This is a genomic window from Providencia sp. PROV272 (assembly GCF_049901975.1).
Lineage (GTDB): Bacteria > Pseudomonadota > Gammaproteobacteria > Enterobacterales > Enterobacteriaceae > Providencia > Providencia stuartii.
The window spans coordinates 174,392-190,999 of the sequence record NZ_CP096291.1; the positions used below are offsets into that span (position 1 = coordinate 174,392).

Genomic DNA, 16,608 nt, shown 5'->3' on the forward strand with positions numbered 1-16,608 from the left:
AGGTTTAATCCAATTTAGGGTGCTGATTAATTAATGACTGACGCTTTTTCTCTAGCTCAGCGATCTGTTGTTCAATATCTTCAACTTTCTGTTCAATATTGTCATAGTGCTCGCTTAAGATCTCTTTCGCCTCTGCTCTATCAGATGCCGCAGGCGTTGCCCCTCTTAATGGTTTGTTTGCGGTCTCTGGCATAGTAATACCAGTATAGAGGCCAATTAAGGCGATAACCATTAAATAAAAGGCGGGCATATACAGATTATTGGTTGATTCAACTAACCATGCTGCTACTGTCGGTGTGGCACCGGCAATCAAAACTGAAATATTAAAGGCGATTGCGAGGGCGCTATAACGAATGTGCGTTGGGAAAATAGCCGGTAAAATTGATGCCATAACCCCTGTAAAACAGTTCAGTAGCACAGCTAAAATAAGCAAACCAACAAAAATCAAGCCAACAGAGCCGCTATCAATGAGCATAAAGGCAGGATAGGCTAACACTATCAGACCTAAACTCCCTGCAATAACGAATGGGCGGCGACCAATTTTATCGCTGGTTAAACCAATAATTGGTTGGACAAAGAGCATACCAATCATAATGGCAATGATGATCAGCACACCATGGTCAGCAGAATAGTTTAGGTTATGCGACAGGTAACTTGGCATATAAGTCAGCAACATGTAGTAAGTCACGTTTGTTGCGATAACTAAACCAACGCAGATCATCAAACTTTTCCAATATTTAGAAACGACTTCACGGAAAGAGACTTTCGGTGGATTTTGAATATTGGCTTTATCTTGTTTTTCGAGCGTTTCAATGTGTTGTTGGAATGCTGGGGTCTCTTCAAGTGCATGGCGTAAATACAGGCCAATGATACCTAAAGGCAGTGCAAGGAAGAAAGGGATCCTCCAGCCCCATTCGTGGAAGTTTTCTTCACCAACAATACTTGAAATGAGTACCACAACACCAGCACCTAGCACGAAACCTGCGATAGAGCCAAAGTCTAACCAACTTCCCATAAAACCACGTTTACGGTCAGGTGAGTATTCGGCAACAAAGATAGCTGCACCTGAATACTCTCCACCCACGGAGAAGCCTTGGGCGAGTTTTGCTAACAATAGTAGGATAGGCGCCCAGATACCAATAGTCTCATATGAAGGGATCAAACCGATACTGAAGGTACTGATCGACATAATGATAATGGTGACGGCTAAGACTTTTTGTCGGCCATACTTATCCCCTAGGATACCGAAGACGACACCGCCGAGCGGTCGAACTAAGAAAGGAACAGAGAAAGTGGCTAGAGCGGCGATCATCTGTACGCTCGGTGATGCGCCAGGGAAGAAAACTTGACCGAGTACATAGGCTAAGAAACCGTATACCCCAAAGTCAAACCACTCCATCGCATTACCCAGCGACGCCGCAGTGATGGCTTTTTTTAATTTTCCATCATCAATGATAGTAATATCATTAATATTTAAAGGCTTTTCTTTTTTCTTTTTGAACTTCATGGAACCATCCTTTTATCTGAATTTCGAAACGTAATGAATTGCATTCATGATCTGTGTGGTCCATATCTCTATATCTTGCTCGCGCCAGATAAAAACAGAGATCGTTATATTAGAATAGTCGTTATCTGTAGAATGCATCAATATTTTATTTATCACTGGCAAAGATCATCAATATGACGAGTGTTTCATATCGAATTTGCTAAGACGACTTGGGGAAAATCACCGCTAACAATTGCGCAGAGAAGAGCAGGGAATAGAGAAGTGTTGTGAGCTAGTTTGTTGTTGTGCATTTTGTAAAAAAAGCAAAATGAGAACCTTTATGTGACTTAAACAGGTCATCAATAATACAATAATATCGATTAAATGTAAAATGTCGGTTATTTATGCTGATTTTAGTGGCTTTATTAATTTTTTAACCTTGCTAAAAATACTTAATTGGTTTTTATACTTAGTGTGTTGTTTTTTAATAAAAAATTGCGATGTGTTTAATGCTTAATAATATGATGCTTATCTTAAATTTTTTACAAGAGGGGGAGTTATGCAGCAGCGCGCAAAAATATCGCGTTTGACCTATTGGTAAACCATACCATTTATCCGATGGAGGGTATGGAATTTGAGTTATGTATCGATAGCTATTTTTGAGTCTTATTTCTGGTTTGAATTTCGTGAATATTTCTATTTTGATGCCAGCTTCTTGCACTTCAATCACCAATTTAAATATTCTGGTACCTTAACCAATACAATTATTTATCTTATTTTTACTCCTCTAGGATAATCAACAAATTACTTATCATTATCGATATTATTTATTAAATACTCTTATTATGACTGGTTATTAAATAATTGTTAATGTTATTGTTTTTTGATATTTCAGCGCACAATGAATATTTAATTTATGCTGTATCTAGATTCTTCTTTTGATATTAGTGGAGGATTGTTCTGTTCTTAATAGCTATTTGTTTTCCTCGGTAGGAACCGCAAATTTAATTCGTTACACTAAGTTTAAAGTGCGTAAATTGGTTTAATAATGATGATGTATTACAGAGAAAATAGATTTGATGCTCTGTGAATATTTTAACCTAATCTGACTGGAAAGAGTGCCATTATGAAAAAACAGACAGTTGCATCCTATGTCGCGAAAGTCCTAGATAATGCTGGTGTGAAGCGCATCTGGGGCGTTACGGGTGATTCACTCAATGGGCTGAGTGATAGCTTACGCCGTCTTGGCACAATCGAATGGTTAGGCACCCGTCACGAAGAAGTTGCAGCATTTGCCGCAGGTGCAGAAGCGCAAATGACGGGTAAGCTAGCCGTTTGCGCAGGCTCTTGTGGTCCGGGTAATATGCACCTAATCAATGGGTTGTATGATTGCCATCGTAATCGCGTGCCTGTATTAGCAATTGCTGCACATATCCCTTCTAGTGAAATCGGTAGTAACTACTTTCAAGAAACGCACCCAACAGAGCTATTTCGCGAATGTAGTCATTATTGCGAACTGATCTCTAACCCTGAGCAGCTTCCTCAAGTGCTTGGGATTGCGATGCGTAAAGCGATTCTAGAAAAAGGTGTCTCTGTCATTGTACTGCCAGGAGATATTGCGTTACGTGAAGCACCGGAAACAGCAAATGATACATGGTATCAGCCGCAAGCTCCGTTGATCATGCCTCAGCCTGCTGAAATTGCGAAGTTAGCGGATGCACTGAACCAAGCACAAAATATCACCCTATTTTGTGGGGCAGGCTGTGCTGGTGCACATGATGAAGTGATTAAGCTGGCGGAAACATTAAAAGCGCCAGTCGTGCATGCACTACGCGGTAAAGAGCACATTGAGTGGGATAACCCATATAGCGTTGGTATGACGGGGCTGATTGGTTTTTCATCCGGCTACCATGCAATGATGAATGCCGATACGGTGGTGTTACTGGGTACTCAGTTCCCATACCGCCCATTCTATCCTCAAGGGGCTAAGATTATTCAAATCGATATTAATGCAGGTAGCTTAGGATCCCATTGCCATATCGATATGGGCATGATTGGTGACATTAAAGCCACTTTGACCGCATTGCAACCTCACTTAGACGTGAAACAAGATAGGCACCACTTAGATAGCGCATTGAAACATTATACCGAAGCGCGTGAAGGTCTTGATGATTTAGCAAAACCGGGTAAAGACGGTGTGATCCACCCTCAATATTTAGCAAGCCGGATCAGTGCATTGGCGAATGATGACGCGGTATTTACCTGTGATGTGGGAACGCCAACGGTATGGGCGGCTCGTTACTTAAAAATGAATGGTAAACGCCGTTTGATTGGCTCGTTTAATCATGGGTCAATGGCAAATGCGATGCCGCAAGCGATGGGGATCCAATCTGTCGATAAACAACGCCAAGTTGTGACCATGAGTGGTGATGGCGGTTTTAGTATGTTGATGGGGGATCTGTTGTCACTGGCACAAATGAATTTACCTGTGAAAGTCATTGTTCTGAATAACGGCGTGTTAGGTTTTGTCGCTATGGAAATGAAGGTAGGTGGCTTCTTAACAGAAGGCACTGATCTCCATAATCCTAATTTTGCGGCAGTTGCCAATGCTGCTGGGATCAAAGGGATCCGCGTTGAGAAGAGTGAAGATGTGGATGCCGCATTGAAGGAAGCTTTCGCTCATGATGGCCCTGTTGTTGTCGATGTTGTCACAGCAAAACAAGAACTTTCTATGCCACCGACAATTAATTTGCAAGAAGCAAAAGGTTTTAGCCTATATATGCTCAAAGCCATTTTAAGTGGTCGTGGTGATGAAGTTGTTGAATTAGCGAAAACCAACTGGTTACGTTAATCGGTCATTTTGACTGATCTGCTTTGCCGAATTAGGCAATTTACGCAGCCAACCAATTAGGGTTGGCTGCTATCTGTATGAGGGAATTAATACCCCGCAGCCGATTGGCTACGCCATAAATGAGCGGCAACTAAGGCACGCCATGGCGAAAATGCCTCTAACCATTTTTCCGTCTCTTTTGCTGTAGGCTGGCTCTCTGCGCCAAGCAGAGACTGCAAATTGCGCCTCACGGCCACATCGCCATGTAACGAGCCATCGAGGTAGTTAAAACCGCGTAAAAGCGCATAATTTACCGTCCATGGGCCAATACCTTTAAGGCTGACTAATTGGTCGGTCAATATCGTGACATTATGGTTGCTGATAGGTTGTGATAGGTCGATTTGCTGACTTAACAGTGCGTGACAAAGCGCTCGTATGGTGATGATTTTACCAGTAGAAAACCCAGCTTGGCGTAGTGATTCATCAGTCACTTTTGACACCTGCTGTGCATCTGGAAAACACCAAATGCCCGATGAGTGTTTTGAACCAGTGGCTTGAATAAAGCGACGACGTATTGCAATCGCGGCTGTTACGCTGATTTGTTGGCCAATAATCGCCCACACTAATGCTTCAAATGGGCTTGAAGATTGATATATTCGTAAACCTTGTTGTTGCTTAATCAGCTTACCGATAATGGGATGTGATAAATATTCCGCTTCAAACTGTTCGACGGCTTGCCGTAAACCGAGCATATGTTTCCCTAGTTCAACAACATCGTATTCGCTGGGCCGATTTTTAGCGTTATCAATATCAAGGATAATGTGTGCCTTGTCTTTATCAATCTCAATAAGTAATTGAGCTGGAGAGTGCGCCCACAATATACCTTTGCGTAATAAATTACCTTCAACAATTTCGGCAATATTATGTTGATCTCTTAAATGAAAGGCGAAAAAGTCATTCGTCTGATAATGGGGAGGTAGAGACAGCTGGGCGGTTATTTTTGGCATAGAGTAGGCCTTATCGGGATTATTATTTTTATGGACAAAAAATATGAGGTTATTTTGATATTTTTCGTATTTTGGCTTTGATAATTTTTAATTCAAAGGTGATATTTTAATCGAAAAGCGTTAGATTTATATAAAATAAATTTTCCATTTAAGTTAACTATTTGCATTGAGGTTAAACTAAAAAGCAAGGAGCTAGCCATGAACCAATCTGAAGAACATCTCTCCTCAAGTAAAATTAATGAGGGTTCAGATCAAAAAACGGATTGCCCATCAGTAACGGTTGAAAATGAGCCTCTTTCTTCTGAACCCGTCGGTTTTGGGGGATGGCTACTAATCCCTATGTTAGGATTATTTCTTACGCTAATTATCACTCCTTATACTTTATTGAAAGACCTTCCAGAGCAGCTAGAAGGTTTGGAGAAGATGACTGACCCTACGTCATTATCATTTATTCCAATGGCTAGGGAGTTCATATATTTTAACTTACTCTCGAGTGCATTGATTTATGGCTTATTGTTATTCGTATGTTATCTCTTTATTTATAAGAAAAAATTGGTGATTAAAGTCATTATTCTCTTTTACGCGAGTGACTTCATACTATCCATAGCAAGTGTCGTTTTATTGAGTTCATTATTCTCAATATCAGCAGAGGATGAAGATATTGTAGATATTGTCGGTAGTGGGATACGCCTCTTTATTTGGGGCTTATATTTCTTAGTTTCTGTCAGGGTAAAAAATACGTTTGTTAATTAAGTAATAGCGATACTGAATATCGCGAATGTGAGGGTGCATGATTTACTGTAAAAGAGTCTATGATGCCGTTTCGTCTGAAGATGGATACCGTGTATTGGTTGATAGGTTATGGCCAAGAGGGATAAAAAAAGTCGCGCTCGATTATGATGAATGGAATAAAGACGTTGCGCCATCCAATGAGTTACGTAAATGGTTTCATCAACATCCTGACCAATTCGATAAATTTGTTGAAGACTATCATCAAGAATTAAGTCATCATTCAGCGGCTTGGATGCCTCTTGTAGAGAAAGCGAAGCTAGGCAATCTCACCTTGCTGTATAGTGCTAAAGATAAGGTGCATAATCAGGCACACGTATTGAAAGCATATTTAGAACGCTGTATTAAGTCACAAGAATAAGGTTATTAATCAGATGGATGTCAACACACCCGCAGTCTTAACGGGCCCTCAAAAAACACCACTACAAGGCATTAGAGGATGGCTTATTTTACCTATGCTGGGGCTGTTTTATATGCTTTATCAGACTATCATCATGATGTACTTAGATATCCTACAAGTTAAATCAGCTTGGCACCTTGTGACGAATGAGCAATCTGATTTTTATGTCGATGGGTTTTCAAACGCTTTTTATATGCTACAAATGGCCCAAGGTATATTGATAGTTTTGTTGGCGTGGAACGTTATCGCAGCCCTCAAAGGCCTAAAAATCGCGAAACCTTTATTTATTATCTCGATGCTATTTTATACCGTGATGGTTGTTGTTTCGCGCTTTGTTTTCCCAAATATTTTTGGCATTGAAATTGAGTATAGCTACATTATTAATGTGGTAAATAGCTGTTTCTACTGCTTTATCTGGATCCCCTATGTTTTGATGTCAGATAGAGTCAAGCAGACGTTTATTCACTAGTCGCTCGTTGGCTGCCAGTAGGCAGCCAATGGCATAAAAAGGTTAATTTGCCAGCACTAATTCATTGGTCATCCCACATTGTTCGACAAAAGTCTCATCATGCGACACCAAAAAAAGCGTGCCTTTGTAGTCGCTGAGTAATCCTTCCAATAATGTTTTTGAATCTAAATCAAGGTGGTTATCGGGTTCATCCAGTAACAATACCGCAGGGGGGGTTGGGCTATGGGTTAGCGCTAATAGCGTCGCTTTTAGTTGTTCACCACCGCTAAGTTGGCTAAGTGGTTGGAGTGACTTATCCCCTCGGATCCTGAGCATACCCAATTGGGTGCGCCATTGTTCAACGGTAAATGCAGGTTGATAGCGTTGTAGCGCTTCCGCGACGGGGAGGGTTTTATCCAATAAATTGAGATGTTGATCGAGATAACAAAATGCAGGGTTAATTCGGTATTCTCCGGATATCGCAGCAATCGTCCCCGCAAGGGTTTTTAACAATGTTGATTTACCGCTGCCATTACGGCCTTTAATGTGCCAATGTTCTCCTGTATAGGCAGTGAAAGAAACAGGCTCCGTGTAGCCATAAGGCAGTTGTAGCTGAGAGGCAAAAATCGTGACCTTACGACCATCTGGCTGGTAATTTAACGTCATTTTCTGTTGTTTATTATGGATCTGTTTGTCTTGTACGTCCTGTAATTGGCCTTGTAAATCGTTCATAACACGCTGATGGCGTTCAGCCACGTTAGATTGTCTTTTTTGCGCACGATTGGTTTGCATATCCAGTAGCAATAAGGACTGAGAGCCACTATAACGAACTTTTTCGCCTTGTTTGCGTCGTTGCTCTGCTTTTTGCAACGTGGCGTGTTGTTGGCGTTTTTCTTGGCGGATTTGGTTGTCTAGCCGTTCGGTTTTGGCCTCAATGGCTGCCATAGCAAAATGTTTTTGTTCTTCATAAAGGGCATAGTTGCCGCCATATTCATGTAGCCCTTTATCGGTTAACTCAAAAATCATTTGCATATGAGCCAGTAAAGCTCGGTTATGAGTAATAACCAAAGAGCCTGCTTTATGTTCTGCCAATTTATTGCTTAGCCACTGGCGACCCTCATGGTCAAGGTGGTTATCGGGTTCATCTAATAACAGAAAATGGTCTTTATGTAAGAAGGCTCGACATAATGCAAGACGAGTTCGCTCACCACCACTTAAGTGATTAATTGGAGCATCTATCATCACGGGTAATTTGGCTGAGTCCAATAAGCTCTGCCAAATGGCAGGTAAGTGCCATTTATCTTCCAATAGCTCTAAGTCCTCCATAGTCGCATTACCCGAATCGACTCTTGTAAATGCATCGACCAAGGGGCTAACACCTAAAGCGTCTGCGATGGTATCTCCTTCTAAGCGTGTGAGCTGGTCAACGTGCATAAAAGGCATCGCCCAACTAACGTAGCCTGAGGTTGGTTGCATTTGTTGAGCAAGTAGCCGCATTAATACAGACTTTCCTTTGCCATTGTTGCCAATTAACGCATTTTTTTGGCATATCAAGGAGCCATTTAAGGGGGGAAAAAGCGCTGTTTGGTGAAATTCGATATTAAGTTGTGAAAAATGACAAGCAACAGTCATGTGTACCTCCTGAGAGCAGGGGGCAGACAACAGCGTGCTATCTTTCAAGAAATGAGACGATTGATGACCATTGTCTGCCAAAAACAGAAAAAGAAATACCGTGTTGGGTATCTGTAAGCATTTTCTGGCAGATCTCAAATCATCGTCGGGGAATACCTTTAGCTAGGTGGAAGAAAGAGTGATTTGATTATTTAATCAAACTCTATGCGTTTAGGCAACTGATAAAGTAGTAGGTATTGTGCTCTATGGGTCAGTATAAATTCCAAAAGAAAAGCCAGCCGATGATAAACCGACTGGCTTTTGGTGCATTGCCAACGAGATTTTTACAACTAAACTGTGGCTGGTTGAGCGACGTTCACATGCTCTGCCAACCATTGTGCGATGCGCTGTTTTTCACTTTCGTTCAGCCACATGCCCAATTTGGTACGACGCCAGATAGCGTCATCTAATTCAGTAACCCACTCATGTTCGACTAAGTAACGTAGCTCTGCTTCATAGACGTTATGACCGAATGCTTCGCCAAGATCGCTGAGTGAGTTAGCGCCTTCGAGGATCAACTTGCTTTGACTACCGTATGTTCTTGCAAAACGTAGAGCAAGGCCTTCTGGTAGCCAATTGTAACGTTGACGTAGTAAGCGTGCATAACCATCACGATCACAACCTTCAATATCACCGCCAGGCAGCACACCATTTTTAGTCCATGCTGCACCTGCATTTGGGTAGTAAGGCGCAAGTTTACCGACAGCCGCTTCTGCGAGTTTACGATAAGTGGTTAATTTACCGCCGAAAACAGACAGCAGCGGTGCTTTGCCATTTTCATCGTGAATATCGAGTGTGTAGTCACGTGTAATGGCTTGTGGTGAATCAGACTCATCGTCACATAATGGACGAACCCCTGAGTAATCCCAAACAATATCCGCTTTGCTCAACTGTTTTTTGAAATGATCGTTATAGACTTTTAGTAAGTAGTTCACTTCATTGTCATCAATACGAACATTTTTTGGATCGCCTTTGTATTCGACATCGGTGGTGCCGATAATGGAAAATTCATCCATCCAAGGGATCACAAACACAATACGGTTGTCTTCATTTTGTAAAATATAAGCTTGTGGCTCATCATGAGCGCGAGGCACAACAATATGGCTACCTTTGATAAGACGAATGCCATAAGGTGATTTGAGTTTCAAACCATCGTCAAAGAACTCTTTTACCCATGGGCCAGTGGCGTTAACTAAACCTTTCGCCTTCCAAGTTTCTTTTTCACCAGTGCGCAGGTCTTCTGCTTCAACCACCCATAAGCCATCTTCACGATAGGCTCGAGTGACTTTTGTACGTGTGCGAACCTCACCATTTTTACGTACTACTTCTTGAGCGTTTAATACAACCAAACGCGCATCATCGACCCAACAGTCTGAATATTCGAAACCTTTGTTAAGTTCTGGCTTAAGGACGGAATTTTGACCAAATTTTAACCCTTTACTGCCGGGCAAGCTGGTACGTTTACCCAAGTGATCATACAGGAATAAGCCAATACGGATCATCCAAGCTGGGCGTAAGTGAGGTTGGTGCGGCAGACGGAAGCGCATTGGAAACGCAATGTGTGGCGCAAGTTTTAATAACACCTCGCGTTCAGCAAGTGCTTCACTCACAAGGCGAAATTCATAATGCTCAAGATAACGTAAACCACCGTGGATCAGTTTTGAACTCGCAGATGATGTCGCACTTGCTAAGTCTTGAGCTTCAAGCAGCAATACAGATAATCCACGGCCAGCGGCATCTGCCGCGATACCAGCGCCGTTTATACCGCCGCCGATTACAATCAAGTCTTTAGTTTCCATGCATCCCCCTGAGATGTTCGAAACGTTTTCTATAATGTTCGTTTTCGCTCATTTGATTGTAATCAAAATCGATTAATATGCCAACTGTTAACCAACAAAAAACAACAAATCGTGATAAAGGTAACAAATTATTTTCAATAACCACACATATACTGTGACTATTTTTACAAAGTGAAAATGTTCGAACATTAACGAAAGAATGTCATTGAGAGCGTTATCGAGAGGGTTAACGAAAAGGTTAAGTTTGGCAGGAAAGGAAAGATGGTAGCCGATACTACCATCTAGATTAAAGTATTAGCACAGCTCGAGTTGTACATTGTGCTGTTCAATCACTTTTTGAATGCTTTCAGGTGGTAGCTTGTCGGTAAATAAATGATCGATCAGATTCATATTGCCGAGGTTGACCATGGCATTACGACCAAATTTTGAGTGGTCAGTGACTAGCATCACACAACGTGAGTTTTCGATAATTGCGCGTTTGGTGCGCACTTCGTGATAATCAAACTCAAGTAGTGAACCATCCATATCAATGCCGCTGATCCCTAAGATACCGTAATCCAGCCTAAATTGTGAGATAAAATCCAGAGTTGCCTCACCAACAATGCCGCCATCGCGTGAGCGTACTTCGCCACCCGCGAGGATCAAGCGGAAGTCTTCTTTTGGCATTAGTAGTGTGGCGACGTTTAGGTTGTTGGTCACGACCCGTAGATTTTTATGATTCACCAGTGCATGAGCCACGGCTTCAGGGGTTGTACCGATATCGATAAATAAGGTTGCACCATCAGGGATCTGGCTGGCAACGCGTTGAGCAATGCGAGCTTTTTCATTTGACCACATGATTTTACGGTCGTGATAGGCCGCATTAACCGAGCTAGAAGGCAGGGCTGCACCACCATGGTGGCGCTGGATCCTATTTTGTTCTGCGAGGTCGTTGAGGTCACGGCGGATCGTCTGAGGGCTAACCTCGAAATGCTCAACAAGCTCTTCAGTGCTCACATAGCCCTGAAGGCGAACGAGTTCGATGATTGCATCATGTCTCTGGGTCTGTTTCACGGTGTTAGCCTCTAACTAAATATGTATGTTCTATCTGGAGCGATGGGATGTAAAAGTATGTCGATTATCCCATATTCCCATCAATAATCCGATAATTAACCCCGATATATGTGAGGCATTTGCGATATCAGGACCTAAAATTTCTAAGTTACCTAACACGAGCCAAACAACAACTAGAATGATTAACCCTCTCGGAGCACTGACCTCTTTTTCGGGTTGACGTTCACCCATTAGCCAAACGTAGCTGATCAGCGCGTAGACAACCCCAGATAGTCCACCAAAATTAGATGCACTATACAGCGATTGCCCCCAATTACAGAATAAGGCAGATACTAAAAAGATCGTTAGTAATTTACCGGAGCCTAGCCTACGTTCAACTTGGCTAGCTAAATACCACCACAAAACGAGGTTAAAAATGAGCTGAGATAGGGAAAATTGAACGAATGCAGGGCTAAACCACCGCCAAAGTTCAAATTGCTGCCCTTCCCGTGGCCATGCAAGATAACGTAGCACATCAAGGTGCTGGGTTATGGCTAACCAAAAATAAACGCCAGCACAGATCAGTATGACGGCGATGGTTAAAGGACCTGATTGTGCTTTGAGATTAGCCAAGGTCAAAGTGTTGCGATATTTAAACGCGGTTTGGGTGTTACCTATTTTCCAGCTTGCTTCGGTATAACGGGGGTTTGATGGATCTTGCAAAAAAAGGTTAAGCTCTTGCTGTACTTTTGCGAGATATTGCTCATCTTGAAGCCAAAGCTCTATTTGCTGCTGCTCTGGAACAGGATGGACTTTTAATTCGATATGTTGGCTTGCCATATAATCGACAAAAGCCTGGGCCATTCTGGGATTTGTGAATGAAACAACATGGATCATGAATGGATTTTCTCGCTTAGAGAGCCGTAACGGCTTGTGGATATTCCCTCAACCAAGCCTCAAAACCACCATTGATACTGTAGACGGATTCGAAGCCAATATTAATTAAGTACTGTGCAGCTCCTTGGCTGCTATGACCGTGATAACACATCACCATGATGGTCTGCTCATAGTCTGTTTGTGCTAAAAATGCGCTCAGTGTTTCATTGGTCAAATGATAGGCGCCACTTGCGTGCCCCGCACGGAAGCTTTGTGGGTCACGAACATCCACTAATATCGCGGTGCCATCAACCCAATGTTGGTATGCCTGTGCAGGCGTTAGCGTCTCAAATTGTTCCATAAAATACCGAATTATAAAGGTGATGAAATAATAAAAGACACCCGCAATAAGATACGGGCGCCGTCAGATTAGCAAGTTTAGGTGAACAATTAGTAGAACGAATGCTCACCACGTTGGTGCTCAGTAAGATCTTTAACACCTTTTAGCTCGCCTTCAAACATTTTGAGAAGTTCTTTTTCAATCCCTTCTTTTAATGTGACATCGACCATTGAACAGCCGTTACAACCGCCACCAAACTGTAAAATAGCAAAGCCGTCATCAGTGATCTCCATCAGTGAGACACGACCGCCATGGCTTGCAAGTTGTGGGTTAATTTGTGATTGTAAAACATACTCAACACGTTCGATAAGAGGTGCGTCATCAGAGACTTTGCGCATTTTTGCGTTAGGCGCTTTGAGCGTCAGTTGTGAACCCAACTGATCTGTCACGAAATCAATTTCTGCGTCTTCTAAGAATGGTGCGCTGATCTCATCAACATAAGCGGATAGGCGCTCAAATTTCAATTCTTGGTCTGTTGCTTCAACAGCGTCCGGTGGGCAGTAGGAAACGCCACATTCAGCAGAAGGTGTGCCTGGGTTGATGACAAACACGCGAATTTGGGTGCCTGGCTCTTGGTTTTCCAGTAATTTGGCAAAATGAGCCTGTGCTGCTTCAGTAATATTAATCATAATCATTTGCTCAATAATAGTTGACCGCTTTAGTTGGTTATAATACGCCCATTTGCCCCATTCCTACAAGGTGCGACAGAGTGACCAAGCCTGTACTGTCTCTACACCCGCACAAATCAGCAATTGTGCCGCGGCTTGCATCGTCGCGCCTGTCGTCAGCACATCATCAAAAATAGCGACGTGCTGCCCTATGACAGGGGTTGTTAGGGTAAATGCGCCATTAAGATTGCTGTGGCGGTGTTTACGTTTTAATGTTATCTGAGCCAGTGTATCACGAGTGCGCAATAATGAATTTCGTGAATAGGCAATATTTAACCACTTGGCTAAATATTCACCGATAAAAGCAATGTGGTCAAATTCACGTAACCATAGCCGCTTAGGGTGTGAAGGGATTGTCAAAAGCCTATCAGGCTTAGGCCAAAGCTGCTGGCGATAACCATTAAGCCAATGTAATGCGTACACTTTAGCAAGCGTGAAAGCTAATTGAGGCTGTGGGTTAAACTTATAACGATGGATTAATTTACGTAAAGGGGCTTGATAGGGGCTAACAGCGATTAACCGATGCCACGCAGGCGGCTGAATTAAGCAGCGACCACATAGGATGTGGCCTTGTTCGGCTGGTAGTGCGCACCGATGGCAGACATTTGACATGGTTGGGATGCGCTTTATGCAGAACGCACAAATCCCGTGATCCACTAATTTTAATGGCTGCTGGCATAGCCAACAGGCACCTTGCATTGTTAGCATAAGCATATTCCTGTGAAAAAAGAGAGTGTAACCATGACGCAGTTGTACTGGGAGACAATCGGTGAAGGTTCTCAAGATCTTGTGTTGCTGCACGGATGGGGGCTGAATGCCGAAGTGTGGCGTTCCATTATTCCGCGAATCTCACCGCATTTTCGTTTGCATTTAGTTGACATGCCTGGCTATGGTCGTAGCCAAGGGTTTGATGCGATGAATTTAGCCGCGATGGCTGATACTTTATGGCAACAGGCGCCTAAAGAGGCTATTTGGCTCGGGTGGTCACTGGGGGGATTAATCGCCAGTCATATTGCACTTAGCCATCCTCAGCAGGTAAAAGGATTGATTACGGTCGCTTCATCACCTTGTTTTCAAGCCCATGAGGGGAGCTGGCCAGGGATAAAATCAACGGTGCTACTTGGGTTTGAACAGCAACTATCGACAGATTTTCAGCGCACAGTCGAACGTTTTTTAGCATTGCAAACGTTAGGCACTGAAAGCGCTCGTCAAGATGCTAAATTGCTAAAATCTGTGGTGCTGGAGCAGCCTATGCCAAAAGTGGAAATTCTAAATGCAGGGCTAGAAATTTTACGTATTACAGATTTACGTGAGGAGCTTAAAGCTCTCACCGTGCCATTTTTACGTCTTTATGGTTACTTAGATGGTTTGGTGCCACGTAAAGTCGCGACATTACTTGATGAACGTTATCCTAATTCACCTTCTGTTGTGATGCGCCATAGCGCCCATGCACCCTTCATTTCCCATCCAGATGAATTTTGTGAATATTTACTGGACTTTCTGGCACGATTGGAAGAGTGACCTATTAGCTCAGTGGCAATAAGCCACTGAGTAAAATGATAAAACTAACGTTGCTGGGTAGGCGAAAATAGGGCATAAGGGGGAGCTGGTGCGTTGTGTTGCCCAGAAAGATGTGCGTCATGGAGCGCTAAAGGGGATTTATCCCCTAGAAATAGTTCGCCATAAGATGGAGGAACGGCAGAGCAGGTAGAGCCAACCGTGTCTTCTGCCATCAACGCCTCGGGTGGGGCGGAAGGCTCAAAAGGGAGTGGTGGCGCGGACGGCGCAAAAAGGTTTGCACGATGGGTTGCCGTTTGTTCTTGGTCGGCGGCAGGTGGTCGGTGGTAATAAAACTTTTTGTATTTCAATGTTTCGGTAGAATAGCCATTTTCAAGGTTATAAGCCGTAGCTTTGCTAATCAGCGTCGTAAGAAAGGCGTCAATACTATAGAATTTTTCAACACCGACATTAGGGTCAAAGAGGGTGAAAGTTGTGACATCATCCGCTGGATTTTTACGGATATAGGCCGCTAATGTATCTTTACCGGCAAAAATTTGTATCCCTGTCTCTTTATTGCCTGTTTCAGCCTGCCGGGCGTCTTCACGTAACCCTAGTTTAATTTCAACAGGCGTTTTTATTTGAAAAAAATAGCTAAGCTCAGTTTCACTCGCTGTGATAAATCCATTTTTTGCCATAAATTGGTCATATTGCTTTAACTTGGGGCAACGCATTTGTTCCGCAGCGGTATTAAAGCAGGCCTCTATTAGGCTTTTATCGGATTTGGTAATGAGTTTTGATAAATTATTGGGGTATCTGCTGAGTAATTTTTTAAATAAAACCTTATTTAATGAGGGGTCGAGCTCATCAACGTTTTTAAGTGCTTTATTTTTTAGTGCATTAAAATATTGTTCAGCTAATTGATGAACGCTGTCACTATATTTTTTGAAATGTTGGCTGCTTTCAACATCTGCTTTTCGGTGGGTTGCGAGTGATTGTTTGACGCCTAAACCTCGGCGATCAATTTTGCTAGAGCTGGCATGATAGTCTTGATAGCGTTTAATCACATCTAAGGGTTTTTGGATATCAAGTACTTTTTTGATACTTGTTGTGAGTAATTCATGGGAGATATCGGTTTTATTTGAAGTTAAGTGAGTACGATTAAGATAATCTTGCGCTCGCGATAACAAGCTGATGTAACTGTTACCACTATTTTTCACTGAGGTAACGAGGAAATAAGCGGTAAGGCCTTTGGTTAAATTATATTTCACTTCTGATGGGATTGCTTGATAGCCGAATTGACGAAGGTAATTAAGCGTATTATTTAAAAATAGGCTTTTATCAAATCTTGTCATACATACTTCCTCTTTTAACCTGAATGAAGTCATGTATTTTAGTGAGTAATTTGATTAAAACTTTAAAAAAGAGACATTGTCGAGGTCGCGTAAGTCACTCACAGAGCGGGGGTGACTTTATTTTATATAAAGGGTGTGAGCAATTACTGCTTTCGGGGCATCCTTTACAGCTTGTTCCGGTTAAACAGGCTGTTATATCGACTTTTTCGATTTTGTTCATTGCGACTAATTTATCGAGCATCGCTTGGATAAGTGATTTAGGGGCATGGAGTCGTTGGCTGAGTAAGTCGAGGTCAGCTTGCCCATACAGTGCAATGAAATCCCTGATTTGTAACAAGCTGACCATCGTT

16 protein-coding genes are annotated in these 16,608 nt (G+C 42.5%); 5 read left to right on the forward strand and 11 right to left on the reverse strand.

Annotated features, from left to right (window positions below):
• Positions 1-4: 4 nt before the first annotated feature.
• Positions 5-1,507, reverse strand: coding sequence for a glycine betaine/L-proline transporter ProP (gene proP / locus M1E93_RS00735; RefSeq protein ID WP_004923504.1), 1,503 nt, complete (start codon positions 1,505-1,507; stop codon positions 5-7).
• A gap of 1,105 nt (positions 1,508-2,612) precedes the next feature.
• On the opposite strand from proP, the gene poxB reads away from it, so the two are divergent.
• The gene (gene poxB, locus M1E93_RS00740; RefSeq protein WP_004923516.1) at positions 2,613-4,337 is read left to right on the forward strand and encodes a ubiquinone-dependent pyruvate dehydrogenase; all 1,725 of its coding nucleotides are present in this window, start codon (positions 2,613-2,615) and stop codon (positions 4,335-4,337) included.
• An 86-nt stretch (positions 4,338-4,423) separates the two neighbouring features.
• Here poxB and M1E93_RS00745 read toward each other — a convergent pair whose 3' ends face one another.
• A complete protein-coding gene (locus M1E93_RS00745) occupies positions 4,424-5,323 on the reverse strand; it encodes a DNA-3-methyladenine glycosylase family protein (protein ID WP_053110255.1) in 900 nt (299 codons plus the stop codon).
• Between the two features lie 198 nt (positions 5,324-5,521).
• Between M1E93_RS00745 and M1E93_RS00750 the strand changes: the two genes are divergently transcribed.
• Genes M1E93_RS00750 through M1E93_RS00760 form a run of 3 tightly spaced genes read left to right on the forward strand, consistent with a single transcriptional unit; the run spans position 5,522 to position 6,981 of the window.
• Positions 5,522-6,076, forward strand: a complete 555-nt coding sequence (locus M1E93_RS00750; RefSeq protein WP_053110254.1) for a DUF2569 family protein — start codon at positions 5,522-5,524, stop codon at positions 6,074-6,076.
• Positions 6,077-6,113: 37 nt separating this feature from the next.
• Positions 6,114-6,473 (forward strand): DUF488 domain-containing protein, encoded by a 360-nt coding sequence (locus M1E93_RS00755; RefSeq protein WP_004923526.1) that lies wholly within the window; start codon positions 6,114-6,116, stop codon positions 6,471-6,473.
• A 13-nt stretch (positions 6,474-6,486) separates the two neighbouring features.
• Entirely contained in the window at positions 6,487-6,981 is a 495-nt protein-coding gene (locus M1E93_RS00760; protein ID WP_053110253.1) for a DUF2569 family protein, read from the forward strand.
• Between the two features lie 42 nt (positions 6,982-7,023).
• Here the strand turns inward: M1E93_RS00760 and M1E93_RS00765 are convergent, their stop codons facing one another.
• The 7 genes from M1E93_RS00765 to M1E93_RS00795 all read right to left on the reverse strand — a co-directional run bounded on the left by M1E93_RS00765 (position 7,024) and on the right by M1E93_RS00795 (position 14,114).
• Complete coding sequence (locus M1E93_RS00765; protein WP_104873061.1) at positions 7,024-8,592, reverse strand: ATP-binding cassette domain-containing protein; 1,569 nt, start codon at positions 8,590-8,592, stop codon at positions 7,024-7,026.
• A 329-nt stretch (positions 8,593-8,921) separates the two neighbouring features.
• Positions 8,922-10,430, reverse strand: coding sequence for a glycerol-3-phosphate dehydrogenase (gene glpD / locus M1E93_RS00770; RefSeq protein WP_004923536.1), 1,509 nt, complete (start codon positions 10,428-10,430; stop codon positions 8,922-8,924).
• Positions 10,431-10,724: 294 nt separating this feature from the next.
• Positions 10,725-11,483: a DeoR/GlpR family transcriptional regulator gene (locus M1E93_RS00775; RefSeq protein WP_004923543.1), complete on the reverse strand. Its 759-nt coding sequence runs from the start codon at positions 11,481-11,483 to the stop codon at positions 10,725-10,727.
• Positions 11,484-11,513: 30 nt separating this feature from the next.
• Positions 11,514-12,359 (reverse strand): rhomboid family intramembrane serine protease GlpG, encoded by an 846-nt coding sequence (gene glpG, locus M1E93_RS00780; protein ID WP_014657022.1) that lies wholly within the window; start codon positions 12,357-12,359, stop codon positions 11,514-11,516.
• A gap of 16 nt (positions 12,360-12,375) precedes the next feature.
• Complete coding sequence (glpE, locus tag M1E93_RS00785; RefSeq protein ID WP_004923549.1) at positions 12,376-12,699, reverse strand: thiosulfate sulfurtransferase GlpE; 324 nt, start codon at positions 12,697-12,699, stop codon at positions 12,376-12,378.
• Positions 12,700-12,788: 89 nt separating this feature from the next.
• Positions 12,789-13,367, reverse strand: a complete 579-nt coding sequence (gene nfuA, locus M1E93_RS00790) for a Fe-S biogenesis protein NfuA (protein WP_014657021.1) — start codon at positions 13,365-13,367, stop codon at positions 12,789-12,791.
• 63 nt (positions 13,368-13,430) lie between these two features.
• Entirely contained in the window at positions 13,431-14,114 is a 684-nt protein-coding gene (locus M1E93_RS00795) for a hypothetical protein (protein WP_014657020.1), read from the reverse strand.
• 33 nt (positions 14,115-14,147) lie between these two features.
• Here M1E93_RS00795 and bioH point away from each other — a divergent pair, with 33 nt between their 5' ends.
• Entirely contained in the window at positions 14,148-14,927 is a 780-nt protein-coding gene (bioH, locus tag M1E93_RS00800) for a pimeloyl-ACP methyl ester esterase BioH (protein WP_004923560.1), read from the forward strand.
• 44 nt (positions 14,928-14,971) lie between these two features.
• Here the strand turns inward: bioH and M1E93_RS00805 are convergent, their stop codons facing one another.
• Both M1E93_RS00805 and M1E93_RS00810 read right to left on the reverse strand, forming a co-directional pair.
• Positions 14,972-16,258: a hypothetical protein gene (locus M1E93_RS00805; RefSeq protein ID WP_053110251.1), complete on the reverse strand. Its 1,287-nt coding sequence runs from the start codon at positions 16,256-16,258 to the stop codon at positions 14,972-14,974.
• A gap of 94 nt (positions 16,259-16,352) precedes the next feature.
• A complete protein-coding gene (locus tag M1E93_RS00810; protein ID WP_040132687.1) occupies positions 16,353-16,604 on the reverse strand; it encodes a FeoC-like transcriptional regulator in 252 nt (83 codons plus the stop codon).
• Positions 16,605-16,608 lie beyond the last annotated feature (4 nt).